Origin of the sequence: Streptomyces sp. NPDC056061 (genome assembly GCF_042266885.1) — a bacterium.
Lineage (GTDB): Bacteria > Actinomycetota > Actinomycetes > Streptomycetales > Streptomycetaceae > Streptomyces.
Genome location: NZ_JBHJWQ010000026.1, coordinates 1 through 21,693, shown reverse-complemented (window position 1 = coordinate 21,693; position 21,693 = coordinate 1). Strand labels below are relative to the sequence as shown.

24 protein-coding genes and 2 pseudogenes are annotated in these 21,693 nt (G+C 68.7%); 14 read left to right on the top strand and 12 right to left on the bottom strand.

Annotation, left to right across the window (positions count from 1 at the left end):
- Nucleotides 1-3: 3 nt before the first annotated feature.
- The gene (locus ACFC79_RS29210) at nt 4-444 is read left to right on the top strand and encodes a DUF2871 domain-containing protein (RefSeq protein WP_376246080.1); all 441 of its coding nucleotides are present in this window, start codon (nt 4-6) and stop codon (nt 442-444) included.
- 354 nt (nt 445-798) lie between these two features.
- On the opposite strand, the gene ACFC79_RS29205 is transcribed toward ACFC79_RS29210, so the two are convergent.
- Entirely contained in the window at nt 799-1,383 is a 585-nt protein-coding gene (locus ACFC79_RS29205; RefSeq protein WP_376246078.1) for a TetR/AcrR family transcriptional regulator, read from the bottom strand.
- Between the two features lie 208 nt (nt 1,384-1,591).
- On the opposite strand from ACFC79_RS29205, the gene ACFC79_RS29200 reads away from it, so the two are divergent.
- The 3 genes from ACFC79_RS29200 to ACFC79_RS29190 all read left to right on the top strand — a co-directional run bounded on the left by ACFC79_RS29200 (nt 1,592) and on the right by ACFC79_RS29190 (nt 6,515).
- The gene (locus tag ACFC79_RS29200; RefSeq protein ID WP_376246075.1) at nt 1,592-4,099 is read left to right on the top strand and encodes an MMPL family transporter; all 2,508 of its coding nucleotides are present in this window, start codon (nt 1,592-1,594) and stop codon (nt 4,097-4,099) included.
- 239 nt (nt 4,100-4,338) lie between these two features.
- Nucleotides 4,339-5,070 carry a response regulator transcription factor gene (locus ACFC79_RS29195; protein WP_376246072.1) on the top strand — a complete coding sequence of 244 codons (732 nt, stop codon included), beginning with the start codon at nt 4,339-4,341 and terminating at the stop codon, nt 5,068-5,070.
- Entirely contained in the window at nt 5,067-6,515 is a 1,449-nt protein-coding gene (locus tag ACFC79_RS29190; RefSeq protein ID WP_376246069.1) for a sensor histidine kinase, read from the top strand. Before ACFC79_RS29195 ends, ACFC79_RS29190 begins: the two co-directional genes overlap by 4 nt.
- A 40-nt stretch (nt 6,516-6,555) precedes the next feature.
- Here the strand turns inward: ACFC79_RS29190 and ACFC79_RS29185 are convergent, their stop codons facing one another.
- The 5 genes from ACFC79_RS29185 to ACFC79_RS29165 all read right to left on the bottom strand — a co-directional run bounded on the left by ACFC79_RS29185 (nt 6,556) and on the right by ACFC79_RS29165 (nt 10,107).
- Nucleotides 6,556-7,014, bottom strand: coding sequence for a hypothetical protein (locus ACFC79_RS29185; protein ID WP_376246066.1), 459 nt, complete (start codon nt 7,012-7,014; stop codon nt 6,556-6,558).
- The gene (locus ACFC79_RS29180; RefSeq protein WP_376246063.1) at nt 6,984-7,361 is read right to left on the bottom strand and encodes a DUF4157 domain-containing protein; all 378 of its coding nucleotides are present in this window, start codon (nt 7,359-7,361) and stop codon (nt 6,984-6,986) included. Before ACFC79_RS29180 ends, ACFC79_RS29185 begins: the two co-directional genes overlap by 31 nt.
- A 378-nt stretch (nt 7,362-7,739) precedes the next feature.
- The gene (locus tag ACFC79_RS29175) at nt 7,740-8,273 is read right to left on the bottom strand and encodes a putative toxin-antitoxin system toxin component, PIN family (protein WP_376246060.1); all 534 of its coding nucleotides are present in this window, start codon (nt 8,271-8,273) and stop codon (nt 7,740-7,742) included.
- 40 nt (nt 8,274-8,313) lie between these two features.
- Nucleotides 8,314-8,760 (bottom strand): helix-turn-helix domain-containing protein, encoded by a 447-nt coding sequence (locus ACFC79_RS29170; RefSeq protein WP_376246058.1) that lies wholly within the window; start codon nt 8,758-8,760, stop codon nt 8,314-8,316.
- A 261-nt stretch (nt 8,761-9,021) separates the two neighbouring features.
- On the bottom strand, nt 9,022-10,107 hold the full coding sequence (locus tag ACFC79_RS29165; protein ID WP_376246055.1) for a helix-turn-helix transcriptional regulator: 1,086 nt from the start codon (nt 10,105-10,107) through the stop codon (nt 9,022-9,024).
- Between the two features lie 61 nt (nt 10,108-10,168).
- Between ACFC79_RS29165 and ACFC79_RS29160 the strand changes: the two genes are divergently transcribed.
- On the top strand, nt 10,169-11,629 hold the full coding sequence (locus ACFC79_RS29160; RefSeq protein ID WP_376246052.1) for an MFS transporter: 1,461 nt from the start codon (nt 10,169-10,171) through the stop codon (nt 11,627-11,629).
- A 73-nt stretch (nt 11,630-11,702) separates the two neighbouring features.
- On the opposite strand, the gene ACFC79_RS29155 is transcribed toward ACFC79_RS29160, so the two are convergent.
- The 6 genes from ACFC79_RS29155 to ACFC79_RS29130 all read right to left on the bottom strand — a co-directional run bounded on the left by ACFC79_RS29155 (nt 11,703) and on the right by ACFC79_RS29130 (nt 16,328).
- Nucleotides 11,703-12,593, bottom strand: coding sequence for a phosphatidylinositol-specific phospholipase C (locus tag ACFC79_RS29155; RefSeq protein WP_376246049.1), 891 nt, complete (start codon nt 12,591-12,593; stop codon nt 11,703-11,705).
- A gap of 202 nt (nt 12,594-12,795) precedes the next feature.
- Complete coding sequence (locus ACFC79_RS29150) at nt 12,796-13,761, bottom strand: ArsR/SmtB family transcription factor (RefSeq protein WP_376246046.1); 966 nt, start codon at nt 13,759-13,761, stop codon at nt 12,796-12,798.
- 85 nt (nt 13,762-13,846) lie between these two features.
- Nucleotides 13,847-14,038 carry a hypothetical protein gene (locus ACFC79_RS29145; RefSeq protein WP_376246043.1) on the bottom strand — a complete coding sequence of 64 codons (192 nt, stop codon included), beginning with the start codon at nt 14,036-14,038 and terminating at the stop codon, nt 13,847-13,849.
- A gap of 539 nt (nt 14,039-14,577) precedes the next feature.
- A complete protein-coding gene (locus ACFC79_RS29140; protein ID WP_376246040.1) occupies nt 14,578-14,859 on the bottom strand; it encodes a hypothetical protein in 282 nt (93 codons plus the stop codon).
- Between the two features lie 409 nt (nt 14,860-15,268).
- Entirely contained in the window at nt 15,269-15,463 is a 195-nt protein-coding gene (locus tag ACFC79_RS29135; RefSeq protein ID WP_376246037.1) for a DUF397 domain-containing protein, read from the bottom strand.
- 13 nt (nt 15,464-15,476) lie between these two features.
- The gene (locus ACFC79_RS29130) at nt 15,477-16,328 is read right to left on the bottom strand and encodes a Scr1 family TA system antitoxin-like transcriptional regulator (RefSeq protein ID WP_376246034.1); all 852 of its coding nucleotides are present in this window, start codon (nt 16,326-16,328) and stop codon (nt 15,477-15,479) included.
- Nucleotides 16,329-16,578: 250 nt separating this feature from the next.
- Between ACFC79_RS29130 and ACFC79_RS29125 the strand changes: the two genes are divergently transcribed.
- The 9 genes and pseudogenes from ACFC79_RS29125 to ACFC79_RS29085 all read left to right on the top strand — a co-directional run bounded on the left by ACFC79_RS29125 (nt 16,579) and on the right by ACFC79_RS29085 (nt 21,680).
- Nucleotides 16,579-17,031, top strand: a complete 453-nt coding sequence (locus tag ACFC79_RS29125; RefSeq protein ID WP_376246031.1) for an ATP-binding protein — start codon at nt 16,579-16,581, stop codon at nt 17,029-17,031.
- Nucleotides 17,032-17,514: 483 nt separating this feature from the next.
- Nucleotides 17,515-17,706: a hypothetical protein gene (locus ACFC79_RS29120; protein WP_376246028.1), complete on the top strand. Its 192-nt coding sequence runs from the start codon at nt 17,515-17,517 to the stop codon at nt 17,704-17,706.
- Nucleotides 17,690-18,217: a DUF6879 family protein gene (locus ACFC79_RS29115; RefSeq protein ID WP_376246025.1), complete on the top strand. Its 528-nt coding sequence runs from the start codon at nt 17,690-17,692 to the stop codon at nt 18,215-18,217. The genes ACFC79_RS29120 and ACFC79_RS29115 overlap by 17 nt, the downstream gene beginning before the upstream one ends.
- A gap of 32 nt (nt 18,218-18,249) precedes the next feature.
- Nucleotides 18,250-19,043, top strand: a pseudogene (locus tag ACFC79_RS29110) (helix-turn-helix domain-containing protein).
- 86 nt (nt 19,044-19,129) lie between these two features.
- On the top strand, nt 19,130-19,354 hold the full coding sequence (locus tag ACFC79_RS29105) for a DUF397 domain-containing protein (RefSeq protein WP_376246022.1): 225 nt from the start codon (nt 19,130-19,132) through the stop codon (nt 19,352-19,354).
- Nucleotides 19,355-19,457: 103 nt separating this feature from the next.
- A complete protein-coding gene (locus tag ACFC79_RS29100) occupies nt 19,458-19,934 on the top strand; it encodes a hypothetical protein (RefSeq protein ID WP_376246019.1) in 477 nt (158 codons plus the stop codon).
- A 266-nt stretch (nt 19,935-20,200) separates the two neighbouring features.
- Nucleotides 20,201-20,395: a hypothetical protein gene (locus tag ACFC79_RS29095; protein ID WP_376246016.1), complete on the top strand. Its 195-nt coding sequence runs from the start codon at nt 20,201-20,203 to the stop codon at nt 20,393-20,395.
- A 13-nt stretch (nt 20,396-20,408) separates the two neighbouring features.
- Nucleotides 20,409-20,904 (top strand): annotated as a pseudogene (locus ACFC79_RS29090) (DUF6879 family protein).
- Nucleotides 20,901-21,680: a helix-turn-helix domain-containing protein gene (locus ACFC79_RS29085; protein WP_376246316.1), complete on the top strand. Its 780-nt coding sequence runs from the start codon at nt 20,901-20,903 to the stop codon at nt 21,678-21,680. The pseudogene ACFC79_RS29090 and the gene ACFC79_RS29085 overlap by 4 nt, the downstream one beginning before the upstream one ends.
- Nucleotides 21,681-21,693: the final 13 nt, after the last annotated feature.

Genomic DNA, 21,693 nt, shown 5'->3' with positions numbered 1-21,693 from the left:
CCCGTGAAGAAGCTCTACTACTCAGCAGTCGTCTACACCGTCCTCGGCCTCCTGGCCGGACTCTTCTACCGGGAACTGACCAAGGCGCAGGACTTCACCGCAGGCACCCAGCTCTCCGTGGTCCATACACACCTGCTCACCCTGGGCACGCTGTTCTTCCTGATCGTCCTCGCTCTGGAGAAGGTCCTGCACCTGAGCAGCGGCCGGTTCTTCAACGCGTTCTTCTGGACCTACCATGCCGGCCTCGTCCTCACGGCCGGCATCATGACCGTCCACGGCACCATGACCGTCCTGGGCAAGACCGTCGGACCCGCGATCTCAGGACCGGCAGGACTGGGCCACATACTTCTCACCCTCGCCCTGGTCTTCTTCTTCCTCTGCCTGCACAACCGGGTGCGTCCTGACTTCGCCCGTCCCGACGACGCCGAACGACGTCTCTCCTGAACACCCCCGGCACCGCTGAGGCCGCACCCCGAGCCGAGGACGCACCACGACGCGTCATCTGACACAGGGTGCGGCCCCGCAGGCATGTCGCGCATCGCGTGGCAGACACCCGACCGGATCGCCGAGGCCACGACGGAAGACTCACCCGGGTGCGGCGGGGCATGGAGGCCGCCGCGACGTGCGGGGCAGCAAGACCACCGGGTGAGGCGGTCCGCGTACCGCACCGCCACCCGCGCATCGTCCTCGCGCAACCGCAAGGACGGGCCGCACGGCCTCTTCTGGCCGCAGACCCGGCCCGGTTCGAGCCCCTTTTCCGGGCAAGCCGTCGGGCCGGGGCCAGGCCGACCCGCCCTGTCAGTCGGCGTCCGGGGCGAGCAACCGGTGCACGGCGCGCATGGCGAACGAGGCGGTCTCCTCGGGATCGCCGCCCTGGTCGATCCTGCGGATGCACGCGTCGACGACCGCTTGGATCACCGCTGTGGTGAGTTCGGGCTGCACCGGATCGAGTTCGGCGACCACGCCCTCCAGCGCGCTGTGCAGCGACCCGTGCAGATCCCTGACCCGCTGCCGGACGCGATCGGACAGGAAGCCGCGGGACAGCGACGCGCGCCAGCCATGGGTGCCGCGGGCTGCCTGCTCGATATTCGCCCGCACATACGCGGCGGCCCGTGCCTGGGGTGTGGCCTCGGCGGCGATGGCGTCCTCGACGGCGGTGACCCAGACGGGAAACTCGCGGGTCACGACGAGTTCGAGCAGGTCTTCGATGGAGTCGAAGTAACGGTAGATGCTGTTGCGGGCGATACCGGCCCGCGCGGCGACCGCGCCGGCGGTGAGGCTCTCCACGCCGTCCTCGTTCAGGATCGCCTCGGCCGCGTCGATCAGCTGAGCGAGCCGCTGGGCCCGGTGCTCACGGACACTACCGGCTTCGATCTTGGGCATTCTCTCCGCTCCGCCTCGGGCACTGCGCCATCTCGCGCCAATCTACCCCCGTATCCGGGGTGCCGAGAGGGCCCGTGTTAGCTTGACGCCAACTTAGAGACACCCCTGTCGCTAAGTTCTGTCCGTGCTTCCGGCCGAAGGCTTTCCGATGCAACCGATGTACTCCCGCATGCTCCGATGCCTCCTGGGATCAAGAAAACGTGCCGCCATGGTGGTGGCGTTCTGGGTACTGATCGCGGGCCTCCTCGCCGGGGCCGCCCCCGCTCTGGAATCCGTCGAGGACAACGCCTCCGCCAACCTTCCACCCGCCGCCTCGGATTCCATGAAGGCCCGCGACCTCGTCCGCGCGCAGCTTCCGGGCCAGGACGCGACGCCGGCGATCATCGTGGTGCGCGGTGAGGGTGCCGATGCCGCGGCAAGCGCCGGAGAGGCCGTGACCCGCATCACCTCGGCCCTCTCGGGAACCGCCCGGCCCGACCATGTCGCGAGCGTGATCTCCACGGTGACCGCTCCCACCGCCGCGGCCGAGCTGGTCTCGCAGGACCGCGGCGCCCAGCTGGTCATCGTGCCCATGACCGGAAGCCCCTCGGACAAGTCCTTCCAGAACGCTGTCGACAAGGTCCGTGCCCTCGCGGCCGACCGTGCGGGCTCCACCGAAGTCGCCGTGACCGGCCCCGCCGGGATCGCCACCGACACCGTGAAGGTCTTCAGCGGCGGCGACAAGGTCATGCTCCTGGCCACCATCCTGCTCGTCCTCGTCATCCTCCTGGCCATCTACCGCGCACCCCTGATGGCCCTCGTGCCCCTCCTCGCCGTCGGCGTGGCCATGCGCGTGGCGGAGACGACCGGCGCGCTCCTCGCGGACGCCGGAATCATCACGGTCAGCTCCCAGACCGCCTCGATCATGACCGTGCTGCTGTTCGGAGTGGGCACGGACTACGCGCTGATCATCACCGCCCGCTACCGCGAGGCCCTTCTCGACGAGCCCGACCGTCCGCGCGCGATGCAGACCGCGGTGAGCCGGACAGCCGAATCCGTCCTGGCCAGTGCCTCCACCATCGTGCTCGCCATGTTCGCCCTGCTGGTGGCCGTCTCTCCGGCGCTGCACGGCTTCGGGCCCTACCTCGCTCTCGGCGTGGCCGTCATGGCGCTGGTGGCGTTCACCTTCATCCCCGCCCTGGTCCTGCTGCTGGGCGGGGGCGTCTTCTGGCCGGGGGGCGTGGCCAAAGCCGCCGAACGAAGCCGTGGGACGGGCATCTGGCACCGCATCGCCGCTCTCGTCGCCCGGGCCCCGGTCCGGGTGGTCACAGCCGTGGTCGCGCTGCTCACGGTGATGAGCGCCGGGTTGCTCGGCTACCACGAGAGCTTCAACACGCTCAGCGGCTTCCGTGCCGCCACCGAGTCGGAGCGCGGGCAGCACCTCATCCAGGAGCAGTTCGGCCCGGGCGAGATCGCGCCCAGCACCGTCGTCGTCCAGTCCCGGGACGACCTGCGCTCCAGCACCGCGCCCGCCGGCATCGCCGCCGCGCTCGCCCGCGCCGACGACGTCAGCCGGGTCGGACAGCACCCCCGCTTCGGAGACGACGGCAGGACGGTCTTCTACGACGTCGTCCTCGACCTCGACCCGTACAGCTCCAAGGCGCTCGACACCATCGGCCCGCTCAAGGACACCGCGCAGGCCGCGGCCGACACCGCCGGCCTGAAGGACGCCACGGTACTCATCGCGGGAGAGACGGCGCAGAACGCCGACATCCGCTCCGCGCTCGACCGCGACACGACCTTCGTCATGCTCCTGGTCCTGGCCATCGTCACAGCGGTCCTGATCCTCCTGCTGCGCTCGCTCCTCGCACCGCTCTACCTGGTGGCAACCCTCCTCCTGTCCTTCCTGGCCACCTTGGGCGCCACCACCTTCTTCACCGTCACCGTCCTCGGCGACGAAGGCATCGGCAACCGCGTCACCGCCTACATCTTCGTCTTCCTCGTCGCACTCGGCGTCGACTACAACATCTTCATCATGAGCCGGTTCAAGCAGGAGCTGCGCACGCTGCCCCCGGCCAAGGCCATCAGCGCCGCCCTCACGCGCACCGGCGGCGTCGTCTCCTCCGCGGGCCTCATCCTCGCGGCGACCTTCGCCGTCCTGATGACCCAACCGATCCGCGAACTGTTCCAGTTCGGCTTCGCCATGGCCTTCGGCATCCTCCTCGACACCTTCCTCATCCGACCGCTCCTGGTCCCCGCCATCGTCCGCCTTCTCGGCGACCACGCCCTGTGGCCCGCACGCCCCCGCCGCAAGACACCCCCCACGCCCGCCGACGAAACCGTCATCCCGGCAGGACGCCTGCTGCGCGCCTTCACCCGGATCGCGGTCATCGAGGCATGCACCTGGGCCGGCCTGCTGATCGGGATGTACTTCAAGTACATCCCGAAGACCACCGAACTCGGCGTACGGATCTTCGGAGCACTCCACGGAGCCGCCTTCATCGCCTACGTACTCCTGACCGTCCTGGTGGCGATCCGGCTGAAGTGGCGGCTGGGCCGGACGACACTCTTCGCCCTGCTCGCCGCCATACCGCCCTTCATGACCGTGGCATTCGAAATCTGGGCCCGCCGTACCGGTCGGCTCACCGAGCCGACCCCGGCCCCCACTCCTGCCGCACCCCGAGTTCCCTCCGGGCATCATGACCGGACCAACGTCGCCGAGCACGGCCCCCGATGAACCCAGAAGATCGAAAGCACTGACAAGCACACCCCAGATCCACTACAGAGAGCTACTTCTCACTTCGCCGTACCTTCGGGAGAACAGGGCCGGCGTGCGAGGCTGGGAACATCGGGAAACACTCCGGCCCGGCGGGCGGGCTCCGGCCGTACCGACCGCACGCCCGACGAACCCGTCGGACCCCGCCCCGCGGCCGGACACCCGCACGGAACGAGAAGACGAGAAGAGGAAGAAGAGCGATGAGCCCCGCCGAAGACGATCCGCAACGCATCCTGATCGTCGACGACGAACCCGCCGTGCGCGAGGCACTGCAACGCAGCCTCGCGTTCGAGGGGTACGGCACCGAGGTCGCCGTCGACGGCCTCGACGCCCTCGCCCGGACCGAGTCGTACACGCCCGACCTCATCGTCCTCGACATCCAGATGCCCCGGATGGACGGCCTGACGGCGGCGCGTCGGCTCCGTTCCGCCGGGACCACCACCCCCATCCTGATGCTCACCGCCCGCGACACCGTCGGCGACCGGGTCACCGGTCTCGACGCGGGTGCCGACGACTACCTGGTCAAGCCGTTCGAACTGGACGAGCTCTTCGCCCGCATCCGGGCCCTGCTGCGTCGCAGCTCGTACGCGACCGCGACGGCCGACGCGCACACCGCCGACGACAACGTGCTGACCTTCGCCGACCTGCGGATGGACCTCGCCACCCGCGAGGTCCACCGGGGCGGTCGCCGGGTCGAGCTGACCCGTACCGAGTTCACCCTGCTGGAGATGTTCCTGGCGCACCCCCGCCAGGTCCTCACCCGCGAACAGATCCTCAAGGCGGTGTGGGGCTTCGACTTCGAACCGAGCTCCAACTCCCTGGACGTGTACGTGATGTACCTGCGCCGCAAGACGGAGGCGGGCGGCGAACCGCGCCTGGTGCACACGGTGCGCGGCGTCGGCTACGCGCTCCGCGCGGGCGGCGACGGATGACCGCGTTCGTCCACCGGTTCCGCGCACTGCCGCTGCGCACCCGGCTCGCGCTGCTGGTGACGACGGCGGTCGCGGCGGCGGTCGCGGCGGTCGCGGCGGCCTGCTGGTTCGTGACCCGGGTGCAGTTGGAGGACCAGCTGGACTCCTCGCTGCGCAGCTCCCAGGTCGACGCAAGCTATCTGTCGAGTCTGTACGCCTACTGCCGGGGCACCACCCCGCTGCCGCCCCGGCCGTTCACCGGGAAGTACACCGTCCAGCTCATCGACTCCCGGGGAACGGTCTGCATCGCCCCGGGGGTGTCCCCGCTCCCGGTGAGCGCGGCCGACATGGAGGTCGTCGACCAGGACACGCCCGACGCCCTGCACTCGGCCCGGACCGAGAACGGCACGAAGATGCGCGTCTACACCTACCCACTGGTGCAGGTCACCCAGTTGCCGGGCGGGGCCACCGGCCGGATCGCCGTCTCCATCGCCCGTCCGCTCAGCGAGATCGACGACCCGTTGTCCACCCTCGCCTGGGTGCTGCTGCTCGTCTCCGGCATCGGCGTCGTCGGCGCGGGCGCGGCCGGTCTGTGGGTCGCCCGCACGGGGCTGCGGCCCGTCGACGAACTCACCGAGGCGGTCGAACACGTCGCCCGCACCGAGGACCTCACGGTCCGCATCCCGGCCGAGGGCGAGGACGAGATCGCCCGGCTGTCCCGTTCGTTCAACTCCATGACCGCCTCCCTCGCCAGCTCCCGGGACCGCCAGGCCCAGCTGATCGCGGACGCCGGTCACGAGCTGCGGACCCCACTGACCTCACTGCGCACCAACATCGAGCTGCTGGCCCGCAGCGACGAGACCGGCCGGGCCATCCCGCCGGACGACCGCAGGGCCCTGATGACGTCGGTGAAGGCCCAGATGACGGAACTGGCATCGCTCATCGGCGACCTCCAGGAGCTGGCCCGCCCCGACGCGGCGACACCCGGCCCGCTCCAGGTCGTCGCCCTGCACGACATCGCGGACACCGCCCTGGAGCGCGCCCGTCTGCGCGGCCCCGAGCTGGCCATCCGGGCCGACCTGTCCCCGTGGTACGTACGGGCCGAACCGGCCGCGCTGGAGCGTGCGGTGGTCAACGTCCTGGACAACGCGGTCAAGTTCAGCCCGCCGCGCGGCACGATCGAGGTCGTCCTGCGGGACGGCGAACTGACGGTACGGGACCACGGCCCCGGCATCCCCGCCGAGGAACTCCCCCACGTCTTCGAACGCTTCTGGCGCTCCCCGTCCGCCCGCCAACTCCCCGGCTCGGGCCTCGGCCTGTCCATCGTCGCCCGCACGGTCCAGGCGGCGGGCGGAACGGTCGCCCTGCGCCTCCCGACACCGGACGAGGACGGCGAGGGCGACGAGCGCGGCACGGTGGCATCGATCCGGCTGCCGGGAGCCCCGCACCCGCCGCCGGGCCCATGAGGCGGGACGGGCCAGGCACCCCGGTGCCCGCGCCGACGGTTCACGACAGGTAGCGCTCGGGGTTGTGCGCACCGGCGCCGACGAGGAATTTCACGTCCATCTTGAACTGCGTGTTGGTCATGTCGTTCGACTTGATGTCGTTGCACGAAGCATGCACGATCTGGAGATTTCCCAGGTCGTTGTAGATCAGCAACTCCCGTCGGCGATCGTTCACCGGGTACAGGTCGTGGAAGGTTCCGCGTTCCCCGGTCGCCTGGTTGACGACCGACCGGGAGCCGATGGAATCGGCCGCGACCCGGACGGGTACCCGCTGGATCGCGGGGCCGGTCGCCCCGGTCTCCCCGACCGGCGCCGGACGTACGGAGCCGCCGCGCCGCCGTCCCGGCGAATGCCCGACGGGCCGTGACATCGCCCGGGTCGCGTTCGCCTCGGCCTCGGGTTCGAAGCGGTCGTGCGGGTCTCTGACGCTCAGCCCGTTGCCGTGGTCGGTGCCGGACACCCGGCCCCGGCGTTGCTGGATGACGTGGGTGAGTTCTGGGCGAGGGTGTGATCGTCGCCCCCGCCGTGGCCGATGACCACATGGCTGCCGGAGGTGTAGGCACGGGCCCCGACCTCGGCGGCAAACGCCTTCGCGGCGGCGTCGTCGTGGATGTGGACGTCGGTGAAATCCGCGCCGAGCCGGTTCTCCATCTCGGTACGAGTGGCCTCGTCGAGCGGCCGACCGCTGTCGCGCAGGACGCCGTGGACGGTGGAGCGCTGTAACCGGGGTTGCCCGTCCGGGACCTCGCGGTCGGCGTCGTGCCGGTGCCGGTCCTCTTCCCCGAGGCGGCCTGCCAGGCGGAGCATCTGGACGACGACCGCGTTCCCGACACTGCCCTGCAGGGCGGAGAGCCCCGGGAGCAGTGCCCGTTCCTCGGTCGAAAGTGGGCGGGCCGACGGTGTACGACCTCTCGCGGTCGCGGACGTCGTGTCGTTGTCTCGGGCGCGCTCAGGACCCCTTCCCACGCAGGAATGCGACGTCTCCTGGGTACACGGTGCGCACCCGCCGGGGCCAGGGGCCGAGGGGCCGTATGTGCTTGCCTGGCGGACACCACCGGTTGTCCCGACTGACGGATTCCTCGCCGGCACCGGCCGAACTGCCCCCGGGCCAACCGGGCCCGGACCTTCTGCGGAGGCCGGACCATCTGCGCCGGGTCTTCGGCGCGGGCCGGAACGCCCCACCGCTCAGAGTCGACGCCGGAACTCGGCGGCGAACTGCTGTGCCCCGCAGACCGCGAGACGGTCCAGCAGCCCATGCACATCGCGTGGCTCCCGGCGGTAGCGGACTGCCTGGTTGCGCAGGACACCCGTCACCTCGACAGGGGCGAGGTCGAGCATGTCCAGCAGGACATCGTCCGGATGGAGAACCTCGACCTCGTACGGGTCCGCCGCAGCTGGCGGGAAGTCCTTCAGGTTGAGCGTGACCACGGCGTGAGCCTGCCCGCAGACCGCCGCCGCCAGCACATGGCGGTCCTCCGTGTCATTCGTCATCACGGGCACAAGTCCCGTGTACCCCGTCACCGCGCTGTACGGGAAGGCGTCCGCCATGGCCCCGACGACCTTCTTGGCAGTCTCCGGAGCCACCTTGTCGGCGAGGTTGCGCCGTAACTCCTCCAGAATGTCGGCCGACCACAGCGGCTCGTACAGCTCCGCCTCGGCCAGCCGGAGCAGGGTGTCCCTCAAGTAGTTCGGGAAAAGGACACACGTGTCCAGAACCACGCGCTGCACATCACTCCCGTTCGCTCGGTGCCATGAGACCTCAGGCGTCGTAGAGACCGGCTTCCTCGGTCAGCTCGACAAGTTCGTCCAGCCCTCTGCGACGCTGCGTACGCCGCTCTTCCTTGTAGGCGAGAACGTCCGCCAGCAGCACCCTGCGGTGCCGTCCCGGGCGGGAGAAGGGCAGTCCCCCCTCGTCCAGGATCTTCACGAAGGTCGGTCTGCTGATTCCCAGCAGATCCGCCGCCTCCTGCGTCGTCAGAGTGGTGTTCACCGGGGCGACGGTCACCGCTTTGCCTTCCGACAGGGCGCGGACGACCATCATGAGGGCTTCGTAGACCTCCGGCGGCAGCGAGCGGAACGTACCGTCGGGGCCGCGCAGCAGCGCCGGTTCGGCGGCCTGCGGGGCCCGGTCGAGGAATGCGCAGAGCTCAGCGATCTCCGCACGGTGTTCTGGCAGGAGGGTTCGGTCTTCGACGGTGCTGTGCATAGCTCTGTCTCCTTCTTGAATGACCCCAGCATCGCAGAATTCGAAAGAATCGCAAGCGGTGTTCCGTCCGGCAGTGCGTCTACGTCCTGGCGGCCTCACCGACCGGCACGACGGCCCGGCCGCCTGCCCCGGGCTGCCGGGATGAACCATGCCCAGGCCGATGTCGTACTCGAAGCGCCCGGCCGCCCCGGCCGCGTCCCCCAGCCCCCTCAGCCCCGCTCCCCACCCCCCACCCCCCGCCCCCCGCGAGACGGACACCCGTCACCTCGACAGGGGCGAGGTCGGCCCCTCGGAGTACTCGGCCGTACCGCCCGGGGACATCCGTCGGGTGCCGCCCGGGGCCTCTCGCTCCGCGGCGGGTTGGGCCCGATGGAGCCTGGTGGCCAACTGGCGGAGTGCGTCGCCGAGCTCGTCGGGCTCGATGTCGTGCAGGTCGGCGTCGAAGGTGGCGAACAGGCCGGCCACTCCCATCCAGGACCAGCCGCCGAGGGTGAGTGTGCAACGTCGCTCGTCGATGTGTTCGACAACGGAGCCGCCGGGTGCCCAGCGGGCGACGAGACCGGCCGGGAGATCGATGGTCGCGCTGCCACGGCATGGCCACTGCGCGGCGGTGTCGCCGCGGTCGGGGTTCTGGATCACGAGTCGGGTGAGGTCCTCGTCGGTCAGGGGCACGGGCGTGAACAGCGCGCCGACAGGGTTGCGCGGGGCGATCCTGTCGACGCGGTAGATGCCCCATGCGCGAGTCCGTCGGTCGCGGGCGATGAGGTACCACCGACCGGCCCACACGACGAGATGGTGGGGCTCGACCTCCCGTGGCGGCGTGAAGTCCGGTGCACCGGGGTCCGGGAGCGGTCCGTCGGGCGAGCGGTAGTCGAAGCGCAGCGTGCGGTGGGTACGGATCGCCGCCCCCACGGCCTGCAGCGTCGCGACGCCGACGGGTGGGGCGGCGAACTCCCAGTAGTTGGGCAGGGTCGTGAGCTCGAACGCCTCGGACGCGGCCCGCAGCCGGGCAGGCATCACCTGCCGCAGCGTTGTCAATGCCCGGGTGACGGCGTCGTCGATGCCCGCGACGGTCGCGGGTGCGGTCTGCAGGGCGATCGCGATGGCTATCGCCTGGTCGTCGTCGAGGACCAGGGGCGGCAGCTTCCCGCCGCTCCCGAGCCGGTAACCACCGCCGGGACCCTTGACCGCCTCGACGGGATAGCCGAGCTCGCGCAGCGTGTGGACATCCCGCCGCAGGGTTCGGGCGCTCACGCCCAGTCGTGTGGCGAGCTCGGCGCCGAGCCACTCGGCTCGTGCCCGGAGCAAGGACAGCAGTCGCAGGATCCGTGCGGAGGTGTCGGCCATACCGGCAGACTGGCAGCAGTAGCGGTCATTCGGTGACCGCCACTGCTGCCACGGTGCGGTCATGAGCACTGAGAACTCCTCCATGGCACCACCCCACGCACCGGCGACGACCGTGACCGGCGGGCGTGCCGTCCTGCCGTTGCTCGTGGTCCTGTTCGCGTCGTTCATGGATCTGCTGGACGTCACGATCGTCACCGTCGCGGCGCCGTCGATCGCCGAGGATCTGCACGCCTCCCCGGCGCAGTTGCAGTGGATGCTCGCCGCGTACACCCTGGCCCTGGGGTCGGGGCTGATCACGGGCGGCCGGGTCGGCGACGCGTACGGCCGTCGCAAGGTCTTCCTCGCCGGCCTTGCCGGGTTCGCGATCACGTCCACGGCGTGCGCGCTCGCACCGTCCGCGGGTGTGTTGATCGCGATGCGGGTCCTGCAGGGCCTCGCGGGCGGGTTCATGGTCCCGCAGGTGTTCGGGATGATCCGTTCCTCGTTCGACCCGGCCTCGATGGCGAAGGCATTCGGTGCGTACGGCGCCGTCCAGGGCCTTGCGTCCGTCGCGGGACCGCTGCTGGGCGGGGCGTTGGTGGACGCGAATCTGTGGGGCCTGGCCTGGCGCACGATCTTCTGGGTCAACGTGCCCGTCGCCGTCGTCGCGCTGCTTCTCGGGATGCGGGTGCTGCCGGAGTCAACGGCCGAGCGGCGTGCCCGCCTCGACGTGCCCGGGGCCGTGCTGTCCGCCCTCGCGATCGCGCTGATCCTCCTGCCGCTGGTGCAGGGCCGGGACTGGGGTTGGCCCCGGTGGGGCTGGGCCCTGCTCGCCGCGGGCGTGGGCCTGTTGGGCGTGTTCCTCGCTCATGAGCACGGGCTCGCGTCCCGCGGCGGTCGGCCGGTGCTGGACCCCGGGCTGCTGCGCATCAAGACCTTCACCGCGGGCCTGGCCGCGTCGGTGCTCTTCTTCGGCGCTCTCGGATCGTTCTTCCTCGTGCTGTCGCTGTACCTGCAGTCGGGCACCGGGCGGTCCGCGTGGGACACCGGCCTTGTGCTCCTGCCCTACGCGATCGCGTCGGTGGTCACCTCCGGGCTCGGCATCCAGCTGGCGGCCAGGGCCGGACGCGTGCTGCTCATGACCGGCTCGCTGGTTCTCGCCGTCTCCCAAGCCGCGATCTGGGGTCTGGTCCGCGACGGGGGGCAGCCGGGCTACTGGCCACTGGCGGCCTCGTTGTTCGTCGGTGGGCTCGGCCTCGGGCTGGCCGCGCCGATCCTGGTGAACGTCGTCCTCGCCGGCGTCCCCGGGCGGCACGCCGGTGCCGCCGGCGGGGCCCTGGCCACGGTCAATCAGATCGGCGGCGCCGTCGGGGTCGCCGTCCTCGGCACCGTTTTCTTCACCGCGCTCGCCCCCGCCCCTTCCCCGGCCGTCGCGTTCGGGAGCGCCCTCGCCGCCGTCATGCCCTGGCAGGTCGTCGCCTACCTGGCCGCGGCCCTGCTGATGCTCGCCCTGCCCAGGGCCGCCGGTGCCCACCAGTCCTGACCCGCCCGACCGCCCCCACCCGGGCCAGCCGTCGTCGCCGAACTCTCCGACGGCGGCCGGCCCACCGGCGACGTCACCGCGGGTTGTGCCGGATCAGCGACTCCACCAGCCCCGGCCGGGTGGCGGGGAAGTCCAGCGGGACGATCCCGAGCCCGGTCCAGCCGGACGCCTCGGAGCCATCGAGGATGGACTGCACCTGCGGGTTGAGGCGGTCGGCGTTCCAGCGCGGTGGCATCAGGGCGGCCGTGCTGACGTAGTTCATGTACAGCTTTCCCGGCTGCTGGGCGGCCTTGCGGAACTGGGCCTCGATCTTCGGGTACTTGGCGAACGGCTCCGCCATGTAGTCGTCCTGGATGTCGAACAGCGCGGAGTCCGCGTAACGGACGCCCGGCAGCCCGCCGTTGTCGGCGAGCAGCACCACCTTGCCGCGCGCCTGCCCGAGCGAGGGGAGCGCCGGGTCGATGCGGAAGAGGGGACGCCAGCCCCGGACGTCGAGGTAGTCGTCGAAGATGCGCCGGAACGTGTCGTCGCCGTCCTCGGAGTACTCCTGCTTGACCCGCATGAGCACCGTCTCGGTGGGGTGGGCGGCCAGGAAGTCCCAGCAGGCGCCGAGCACGTCGCCGAACATCAGATTCTGGTACGCGGCGCCGTGGTGGATGGCGAAGGAGCCGTCGGTGACCCGGCACCGCACGTCGAGAAAGCGCAGACCGCTGTCCAACTGCTCGGCGATCGTGGTGTTCTGGCACTCGGTCCACGGCCCGCCGTACCGGGCACCGGAGTCGTGCGAACCGGGGATCGTGAGACGTTGCAGGGCGGTGGCGTCGGCAAGGTCACCCATCCATTCCTGGGTGGTGAGGGCCTGCTTCGTCCCGGCCGAGGCGTGTCCGGCCCCCATGAGGACGGTGGCGGTGGCGGCGAGCGCGCCGGTCAGAAAGGTGCGACGGGAACCGGTGTGCGTGCTCATACGGGAATGCCTCCATCTGCCGTGGGGGGCGGGCCCTGGGATTATGTCGGGTCCACGTCATAGGCGGAACAGAGCCGCTCCCGGAATCGGCGAGTGCGCGAGCGGCCGCAGGTGCGGGAGGAACCGACAAGTCCCGGTGGGGCGACCGATCCCAAGTGGACCGACCGGTCCCGGAGCGAGTCCGTGTCACGGCGGATGCGTGTCACGGACTCAGGACCGAGCCGCCGAGCAGGTCGAGCCCCAGCGGCGTGCAGGAGTGCCAGACCGCCTTGCCCTCGCGCCGGGTGACGATGAGACGTGCGTCCCGGAGCGCCTTCGCGTGCTCGGACGCCGACGACTTGCTGATGTCCAGTTCCCGCGCGATGTCCGTGGTGGTGAGCTGCCGGGTGAGCAGGCCGAGGGCCGCGGCCCTGGTCCGCCCCAGCAGCGCGGTCAGCGGATGGTCCTCGTCGTGCGCCTGGAGCAGCGGCAGCGGGGTCAGCGCCGGGTAGATGAGGATGCTCGGGGAGTCGTCGTGCACGGCCATCACGGGCGGCCCGTCCCACACGGCGGACGGCAGCAGCACCAGACCGTGCCCGCTCAGGTGGGCGTCGGCCTCCTTGTCGCAGGCGAGGACCAGGGTCGTCCCCTCCCAGTAGCTGCCGGGAACGAGTCCGGCCAGCGTCGCACGTATCCCCTGCCCGGCCAATTGCCGGGTGCGCCAGGCCCGTTCGGCATCGAAGCCCGACCGGATGCGGCTCCAGGACGGCTCCACGAAACTCGCGTACGCGGACCGGAGCACCTGTTCCAGTTCCTGCCAGGCGTCCCCGTCCCGGTCCGCCAGCCCCCGCAGCCACGGCGTGACGGGACGGCTCGTCCGGCACACGCGTGCCAGCTCCGTGCGGACGGTGTCCGTGCGTGCCGACAGCACGGCGTCGAGGCCGTCCTCCAGTCCTCGGCTCAGCGGGTCGAGGAACATCGGGCCCGTCGCCGTCGGCGGGACGAGCTCCAGGAGCCTGCGCGCCTCGCGCGGGAAGCCCGCCCGGATCACGTCCCGCCACCGCCCGAACACCGGCGAGACCTCCCGTTGGGCCATCGCCGCCACCAGGACCAGCTCCATCAACGGGGCCGGTCCGGCGGCGAAGGTGACCCCCAGTAAGTCCTCGGACGTGAATCGCACCCTGAACATTCGTCCCCCTCGTGTGACTGAGCGCTTCCCGCGGCGAGGTGCCGTAGCTGACGCCGCGCGCCCGCCAGGGATTACGGGACACCGCTTAGTCGCCGCCGTCGTCCCCTCCCTGGCCCCGGTGGCCGCTCTTCCCGGAGCGGCGCACCACCTGGCCCGCAGCGAGGGTCACGGTGGCCACGGCGCGGGCCCAGCGGGGTCCGCCCCGCTCCGCCCACACCACACACGCGCACCCACCGACGACGAGCGCCAGGACGACGAGTAGCACCAGCACGATCACGTTCCCCCTCTACGTTCATCCGTTCGATCCCGCTGATCGTCTCAGGCCGACAGGTCTCCCGCCCCCGGGCCCCGGACCCTTCCGGGGCCTCGCGGCTCGCCCCGACAAGACCGCCACCGTTCGGCCACGGCCGAACATATGGCCGTCCTCCGGATCGATCCGGACCATGGGACACGCAACGCCTTCGAGAGTGACCCCGGTCGCCCCGGGGCGGAAGCACCTAATCGGCCCTGTGCACACCGATCGCGCCGGGCCGTCGCGTCCGCACGAACACCCCGCGCGCACCGCACCGTCCGGCACCGCGTCCCGCACACCGGTCGCGGCGGCAGACAGCACGGGGGCTCCGGTCCGAGCCGGAGAAGCAGCACATCCACCGAGGAGTTGAGACGACCGTGGCACCATCCGGCCCGGACGCGGAACGCGATGCGTTCCGGAGGCGAGTGGTCTGGCTTGCCGCACTGTCGGCCGCCGCGCTTGCCGTCCCCCTCCTCACCTCCGGCAGCGACGACGGCCCGGCGTGCGCACCCGCCCCCCGCGGTTCATCCGTGCGGCGGGACGAGGGGCAGCAGAGCCTCGGCGTCCACCGGGAACCCGAAGTACGGGTGCACGGTCCACTCGATCCGGCGCCCCCGATGGTTCAGCGAGAAACCGCAGGGTTCGTCCCGGTGGAGCGCGCCGAGCGCGCCGATCCCCCCGTCCCCGTCCACCCAGCTCAACGCGTGATCGCGCTCGGCGCGCGGCAGTACGCAGGCGAGGTCGCGGACGGCCCGGCGAATGCCCCGGATCGCCTCCGCGGCATCGGTGACCGTGTGCTGCGACACGTCCGTCGCCTCATCGGCAGCCAGGTCCCAGTGGACGACACGCTCGCACCGGAACAAGCGTGTCAGGGGAACGGCAGTGTGCCCCGAGTCGTACATGACGGCCTCCCGGCGCGGCTCGCCGCCCCTTGCCCGACACCGGCGTGACGAGCGTCGAGCAAGGAGCGACCTTCATACTCCCCAACTGGCGCAGTACGTCAGGGAGTTGTTTGACCGACGGCGGGCCTTCCCGTGGTCGGCACACGGCAAGCTAGCGCGTCGAATGAGCCCGTATCAAGCGTTGTACATCTAACGAGTGATGAGTTAACTCCTAGTACTTGGTACTCATTGGCCGAATCAAAGCCATCACACAACAGAACGGGCGACCCCCACCTGCACCAATGAGGGCCGCCCGCACCGAGAAGGCTACAAATCAAGCCAGATCGTCGAACTCACCCTCCTTGGCGCCACCGAGAAATGCGCGGAGCTTGGCACGGCTCGTGCGGATGATCACGTCCGGGTTGTCGCTCTCGCGCACAAGGATCTCGCCGCCGTACTCGGCGAGTTCCAGGCAGTTGTCGCCGTCGGCATCAGCCGACTTGGACGACTTTCGCCACTGAATTTCCATGGTTCTCACGCCTTCACACTTGCTCTGCGACTTCCTTGATGAAGTCTCTCGAACTCTGCGGATCGAGCGATCGCCCTTCCGTTCGGTCGAGCACCGCCCGAAAGACCCGGAGCCGCGCCTCGGCATCGACGAACCCGGCGCCCAACAGGGCATCCGTCTGCACGGTGTCGAGCTGCGGAACCGGACCGTAGACATAGTGGGTCGAACTGCCGGCGTTCGGAAAGCCACCCACCGCGAACGGGATCACTCGCACGGTGACATTGTCGCGCTCGGACTCCTTCAGAAGGTGCTCAAGCTGCCCGAGCGCCACCTTGCGGCCACCGAACTGCATCCGCAGAGCTGCCTCATGAATCAGGAACGTGCAGATGGGCGGGTTCATCCGGTCAAGAACATCCCTGCGCCTCAATCGGTGCGAGATCCTGCGCCGGAGACCCGCCGGAGTCGGCGCGGGCAGGGCTTCGGCATAGACCGCACGCACGTAGTCCTCGGTCTGGAGCAAGCCGGGCATATGCATGATCTGAACCGAACGGAAACCCGCCGCGTGATGCTCCAGTTCGGCCAGGTCGAGCGCACTTCCGGACAGCTCGCCCCGGTAGTCCTCCCACCACCCCTTTATCCGCTCCTCGGCCATGTCGGCGAGCGCATCGACGTATGCCGTGTCATGGCACGCGTAATGATCGGCCCATGTACGCACCCGCGCCCCACTCACACCGAACCGGCCCGATTCCGTGTTGCTGATGGTGGTGCGGTCAGTGCCCAGCAGCGCCGCCGCCTCGGTCGGCGTCAGGCCGGCGTGCTCGCGCATCTTGCGCAGCTCCGCACCCAGCCGTCGCTGCCTCGCAGTAGGGGGCTTCCTCGGTGGCATCAACCTCTCCTCTTGTCGAATCCCAGTGTGGCCACATCCCCTGAAGGGGTCCACTTACAGCACGATTTATTGGATCCTTCACAACACTTGATACATCCACGCTAGCGTGACCGCAGCACCACGCCGCGCATCGTCACGTTCGAAGTGCAGCCGAGCGCAGGCGCTTCGGTACGCGCCCCGCATTCGGCCATCGCCACGGACAACGAGCAGCGCATGTCCCGCTCAGACCACACCGCGTTGGGAGAACGACATGACCACCGCCACCGCAACTCCCCTGCCGCCGGGACCACTCGACGGCGAGACCTACCGGCTGACGCTGCCCAACACCGCAGCCGCGCCCAGGATCGCGCGTGACTTCGTCACCTCACTGCTGAACGTGAACAGGCACCCGGGCCTCGTCGACGACGCCCGCCTCTGTGTCTCCGAGGTGGTCACCAACGCACACCAGCACACCTGCTCCCCACTGATCCGCGTGCAGGTGACGGTCGGCCCGGACCGTGTCACCATCCAGGTCGCGGACAACGCCCCAGCCGCACCGACCACGCTCGGCGTGCCGTACGCGAGGACCGACGGAGAGCACGGGTGGGGACTCTTCCTGGTGAACAGGCTCGCTCTCACCTGGGGCGCCAACGTCCTCGGCGGTCACGCTCCCGGCCGCAAGACCGTCTGGTTCGTCCTCGGCGGGCGGGAGTCGACACCGTGACCACGTGAGGTCCGGTCCTGGCCGCCCACCGGGGCGCGCCGCGGCGACGGCGAGCGGACGCAGCGGGGATCAGCGGGCCGAGGCCGTCCGAGGCCCGCCCTGCACGAGATCGAAGAGGGTGGGGGCTCGTCCCTTCCAAATCCGGCGGGAGACCTGTTCGGCCGGTGGGGCCGGCTGGACGTACCGAACGCCAGGGGTACGTCGAGGCTGTGGCAACTGGACGTGATCGCGCCCGGGGACGTACTCACCGCCATCGATCGGCACCTGGACAGGCTGTAGCACCAACGCCGACACGTGTGGGCTGCCGGACGGACCTGTCGGCCCCACCCGCAGTCCACGCAACCTGCCCTGCCCTGCCCTGCCCTGCCCTGCCCACAGGCGACTTCCGGTCCGGTTTCCCGTAACGGAAACTCGAATCCCTTGTTCTTCACAGTGCGGGCCGGGAGCATCGTGTACGGCAACCAATCACAAAGGGGCAGGGACATGAAGCTGACGCGGCTGGTGGGCGAGTGCGAAGACGGTGAATGTCCGACGATCTACGCCACGGACCGGGGCACCCTGGCCATCCAGGGCAACAAGGTGACTGACCACGGGATAGACATTCCCGCCCACGAAACCCTGGCAGAAATCCCCGTCGACCTCGTCCGAAAGGCCATTCATGACAAGCTCATCTAAAACACTCGGAGATTGGCTTCACGAATTCGATCAAGAAGCCTTCCGACTGGAGACGCTGGACGACTACGGAAAATCTGGCGGAACCGAAGCCTATCTGGCGTTTCTCGCCGGCGAACCGCAGCCGGAGTCGTACAAAACAGCTGCCTGGATGAAGACTGTCGGGGACGCGACCCGATCGGGGAAGCGCATCTACCGTGTCCACGTGCTCGCCCGGCCGTTGACAAAATACCTGCGCTTCGAACTCTCCTGGGGATACCACCGGAACATGACCGTCGGCGAAGAGTTCTTCATCCTGGACACAACCGACAGGAATAACCCCCTCCCCGATGCACCCGACTTCTGGCTCTTCGATGAGCGAGTTGCAGGCGTGATGAATTATGACGACGAAGGGAAATACCTGGGAACAGACTTCTGCGACACAGATCAAATTTCCAGGTTCTTGACATACCGGGATACAGCACTAGCACAGTCCGTGCCATTCTCTGATTGGTGGGAAGAATACGGAGAGTGAACAAGTCCGCCCTTGGGCCAGCACTGCGGAAACTGCGGGAGGCCTCCGGACTGGAGGCCAAAGCAGTTGCCCGCAGCGCCGCCATGTCTCGTTCCAAGCTGTCCAAGATCGAGCACGGAAACGTGACGGCGAGCATTACGGACGTCGAATGCATCCTTACCGCCATAGGGATATCTGATGAGGCCAAGGCAGAATACATGGCCGCCGCCAGGGAGGCGGCAACGGAAGTCACAGCGTGGCGAATCATTCGACGGATGGGCTACAGCCGCAAGCAGCATCAAGTGCAGGCCCTGGAGTCACAGACAGCTTTGCTTCGCCTTTTTCAACCTTCCCTCGTCCCCGGGCTGCTCCAGACATCCGAATACGCCCGCGCTGTATTCGCGAGGAAGGATTTGACGGAGGAAGCACTGGAGCGCACTGTCAGCGCGAGACTCGCACGGCAAAGCGTCCTGCACTCGGAAGAAAAACATTTCGCTTCGTTGTCACAGAATCCGTTTTGAGATGGCACGTCGCCTCTCCCATGGTGATGGTTGGCCAACTGGATTGGCTGGTCTCCATCTCCCGACTTCCCAATGTCGATATCCGAGTCGTTCCACTGCATACGCCACAGGCAGATTTCCCATGCCACTCGTTCTCCATCAAGGATGATCGCACGGTGACTGTTGAGACGATTCATGCGGAAATAGTGGTGACCGACCCCAGAGACATCTCACTCTATGCGGTGAAGTTCGAGCGCTTCAGCGAGAATTCCGTTTCCGGGGATGCCATGCGGACTCTGATCGAAGGCATCCGCGACAATCTTTTGCGCGAACAGGAAACCGGATAGGAACTGAGCTCTCGCCCGGGCACCATGGCTGCAAGATAACTCCGCCCGACAGGGGCGGAGTCACATGCAGATCAGGAAGGGCGAAGATGACCGACCTGTACTCGCTCCCTATCGAGGGGGCTCAGTTCTCAAAGGCGTGCGGTGGCAGCACGCACCCGGACGGCGAGGCGTGCGTGACTCTCGCGAAGATCGACCGGGATGTGTGGGCCCTGGCTGACAGCAAGCGCCCGCAGGCCGAGCCGCTGCGGTTCACCACGGCGGAGTTGACCGCTGCGGGTATCGACCCCGGTCGCTTCGGTCTCTCCGCCTGAGAGCTGCCCGGTAGCGCACATCCCCCACCTCACCGACCGACGGCCCCGCCCCGACCGCCACACCGAGGGTGGGGGCGTCGTCGTCTCTCTGAACGGAGCAGCAGTGCATTTCCACGGTTACGTGTGGCTCGGAGAGAAGAAGATCTTCGACAAGGAGAGCGTTCGCAGACCACCCGGCCAGACGCCGACCGCGAGCAGCGACATGGAGGTGGTCGACCGGTACCGGGAGGCAGTGGCGGTGTTCCCGGTTTCCGAAGTGCCCCCGATCCAGACAGCGCACTGGCTGATGAAGCCGCTCTCCGTGGTCCGTGGCACATGGGACGAGCCCAAGGAGGCGGCCGAGTGGCTGAGCATCCAACTCGCGGAAACCGCACCCCGGTTCGCCTCCGGAAGCGAGAGGAGAGCGCAGAGGCTGGTCCTCCTGTTGAACGAAGCGGTCGAGCGATTGGCATGGGGTGGGGACGTATCCCTCGGCCACTATCTTCGTGGCACCGTATTCCATTCGGTTGCCTTGGTGGCATGCTCCCCGAACCATGCCGCGCCGGAGCTTTCCTGCCCTGGCGGACGGGGTCGTGCCTGAGGCCCTCTCTCGGCATGGACGTAGGAAAGGGCGATACGTTACGCAAAAGCTGCGGGCCTCGGCACGTTCGCGAACGCACTTGCCCCCTTGTCCTTGCCGCCTGCCGCTTGTCCTCGCTCCTTTTCCCGGCAGGCCCGGTTTCCCGTTCTGGAAACCTGAAACTCTTGCTCCGCCCGCCGTCCGCCGTCCTCCGTCCTCCGTCCTCCGTCCTCCGTCCTCCGGACCGATTCAGGGGAGACAGCACTTCCGGCAGAGAGGAAGCCCCCGTGAAGGTGACCACGCTCGCGACGTCGTGCGACAAGAAGGACTGCCCCACGATCTACAAGACGGACCGGGGCACGATCCTCGTTCAGGGTGAGACTCCCGCGGATCACGGGCTCGTGATCCCGGCCCACGAAACGGTCGTCGAGATCCCTGTGGAACTGATCCGCGAAGCATTCGGGGGCCACTTCGGTGTCTAAGACCCTGGGGGACATGTTCGACGACTTCGAGCGGGAAGCGTTCCGGCTGGAAACCCTCGACGACTACAGCCGTTCGGGCAATGTCGACGCGTACAGGCTGTTCCTCGACGGCAAGGCGAAGCCCGAGGACTACAACGTTGACTGGCTCGACGAGGTGCGGGGGGCATGTTGAAGCCGGACGCAGGATCTGCCGCGTACACGTGGTCACACGTCCGCTCACTCCCTATCTGCGGTTTGAACTGGGGTGGGGCTACACCACGAACAGAACGGTCGGCGAAGAGTTCTTCATCCTGGATGTGACCGAACAGCCCAACCCTCTTGGTGGCGTGGGCGATTTCTGGTTGTTCGACTCGGCTACCGCCGCACCTATGCGCTACACCCCCGATGGCGCGTTCCTCGGAGCCGACGTGTTGCCCGAGGACCGGGGCGATCAGTACGTCACGTACAGGAACACGGCCCTTGCTCACGCCGTGCCGTTTGCCGACTGGTGGGCGCAGTACGGGGCGTGAACCGTTCAGAACTCGGGGCCGCGCTGCGGGTGCTGCGGAACGCTTCCGGGAAGCAGGCCAAAGCAGTGGCCCGTGGCGCTGTCATGTCGCCGAGCAAGCTCAGCAGGATCGAAACCGGGAAGCTCTCCCCGAGCGCGGACGACATCGACCGCATCCTGACTGCCATCGGCGTCTCGGAGGACGTCAGAACGGAGTACAGGGATGCCGCCCGCGCTGTTGCGACAGAGGCTACGGCGTGGCGCCTGATTCAGCGTGCGGGTCTCCACAAGGCCCAGCAGCACCTACGGGACGTGGAAGCCCGGATGAGTCTTCTGCGACTGTTCCAGCCCGCTCTGGTGCCGGGCTTGCTCCAGACCCCGGAATACATGAGGGCCGTCCTGTCCCGTCATGAGGACCTGACCGAGGAGACCGTGCGTCGAACGGTCGGCGCACGGCTTGAACGGCAGGAGGCCCTGTACGACAAGGCCAAGACGTTCCGGTTCGTCATCACGGAGCCGGTGCTCCGGTGGCTGATCGTGCCGCCCGCGGTGATGGTCGGCCAGCTCGATCGGCTGGCGTCAGCCTCCCGCCTGCCGAACGTGGACGTGCGTGTCGTGCCGCTCGCGGGGCGGAAGCATGACGTTCCGAACCATGCGTTCGTGGTCCGGGACGACCGAGCCGTGACGGTCGAGACCGTGCACGCGGAAGTCGTCGTGACCCAGGGTCCGTTGCAAGGTCAGCGTTCGTCCGATTCGCCGGAGTGGGGCGGAACTGGGCGGGGCGCCCGCTTTGAGTGAGGTGGACGCAGCA

Excerpts from the sequence above, each read along its gene's own strand:
- ACFC79_RS29155 (WP_376246049.1), bottom strand. The coding sequence starts at position 12,593 with ATGAGCACGCACACCGGTTCCCGTCGCACCTTTCTGACCGGCGCGCTC.
- ACFC79_RS29125 (WP_376246031.1), top strand. The coding sequence starts at position 16,579 with ATGACCACCGCCACCGCAACTCCCCTGCCGCCGGGACCACTCGACGGC.
- ACFC79_RS29200 (WP_376246075.1), top strand. The coding sequence starts at position 1,592 with ATGGTGGTGGCGTTCTGGGTACTGATCGCGGGCCTCCTCGCCGGGGCC.
- ACFC79_RS29170 (WP_376246058.1), bottom strand. The coding sequence starts at position 8,760 with ATGCACAGCACCGTCGAAGACCGAACCCTCCTGCCAGAACACCGTGCG.
- ACFC79_RS29135 (WP_376246037.1), bottom strand. The coding sequence starts at position 15,463 with ATGGAAATTCAGTGGCGAAAGTCGTCCAAGTCGGCTGATGCCGACGGC.
- ACFC79_RS29105 (WP_376246022.1), top strand. The coding sequence starts at position 19,130 with ATGACCGACCTGTACTCGCTCCCTATCGAGGGGGCTCAGTTCTCAAAG.
- ACFC79_RS29150 (WP_376246046.1), bottom strand. The coding sequence starts at position 13,761 with ATGTTCAGGGTGCGATTCACGTCCGAGGACTTACTGGGGGTCACCTTC.
- ACFC79_RS29205 (WP_376246078.1), bottom strand. The coding sequence starts at position 1,383 with ATGCCCAAGATCGAAGCCGGTAGTGTCCGTGAGCACCGGGCCCAGCGG.
- ACFC79_RS29190 (WP_376246069.1), top strand. The coding sequence starts at position 5,067 with ATGACCGCGTTCGTCCACCGGTTCCGCGCACTGCCGCTGCGCACCCGG.
- ACFC79_RS29180 (WP_376246063.1), bottom strand. The coding sequence starts at position 7,361 with ATGCTCCGCCTGGCAGGCCGCCTCGGGGAAGAGGACCGGCACCGGCAC.
- ACFC79_RS29195 (WP_376246072.1), top strand. The coding sequence starts at position 4,339 with ATGAGCCCCGCCGAAGACGATCCGCAACGCATCCTGATCGTCGACGAC.
- ACFC79_RS29115 (WP_376246025.1), top strand. The coding sequence starts at position 17,690 with ATGACAAGCTCATCTAAAACACTCGGAGATTGGCTTCACGAATTCGAT.
- ACFC79_RS29120 (WP_376246028.1), top strand. The coding sequence starts at position 17,515 with ATGAAGCTGACGCGGCTGGTGGGCGAGTGCGAAGACGGTGAATGTCCG.
- ACFC79_RS29130 (WP_376246034.1), bottom strand. The coding sequence starts at position 16,328 with ATGCCACCGAGGAAGCCCCCTACTGCGAGGCAGCGACGGCTGGGTGCG.
- ACFC79_RS29165 (WP_376246055.1), bottom strand. The coding sequence starts at position 10,107 with ATGGCCGACACCTCCGCACGGATCCTGCGACTGCTGTCCTTGCTCCGG.
- ACFC79_RS29160 (WP_376246052.1), top strand. The coding sequence starts at position 10,169 with ATGAGCACTGAGAACTCCTCCATGGCACCACCCCACGCACCGGCGACG.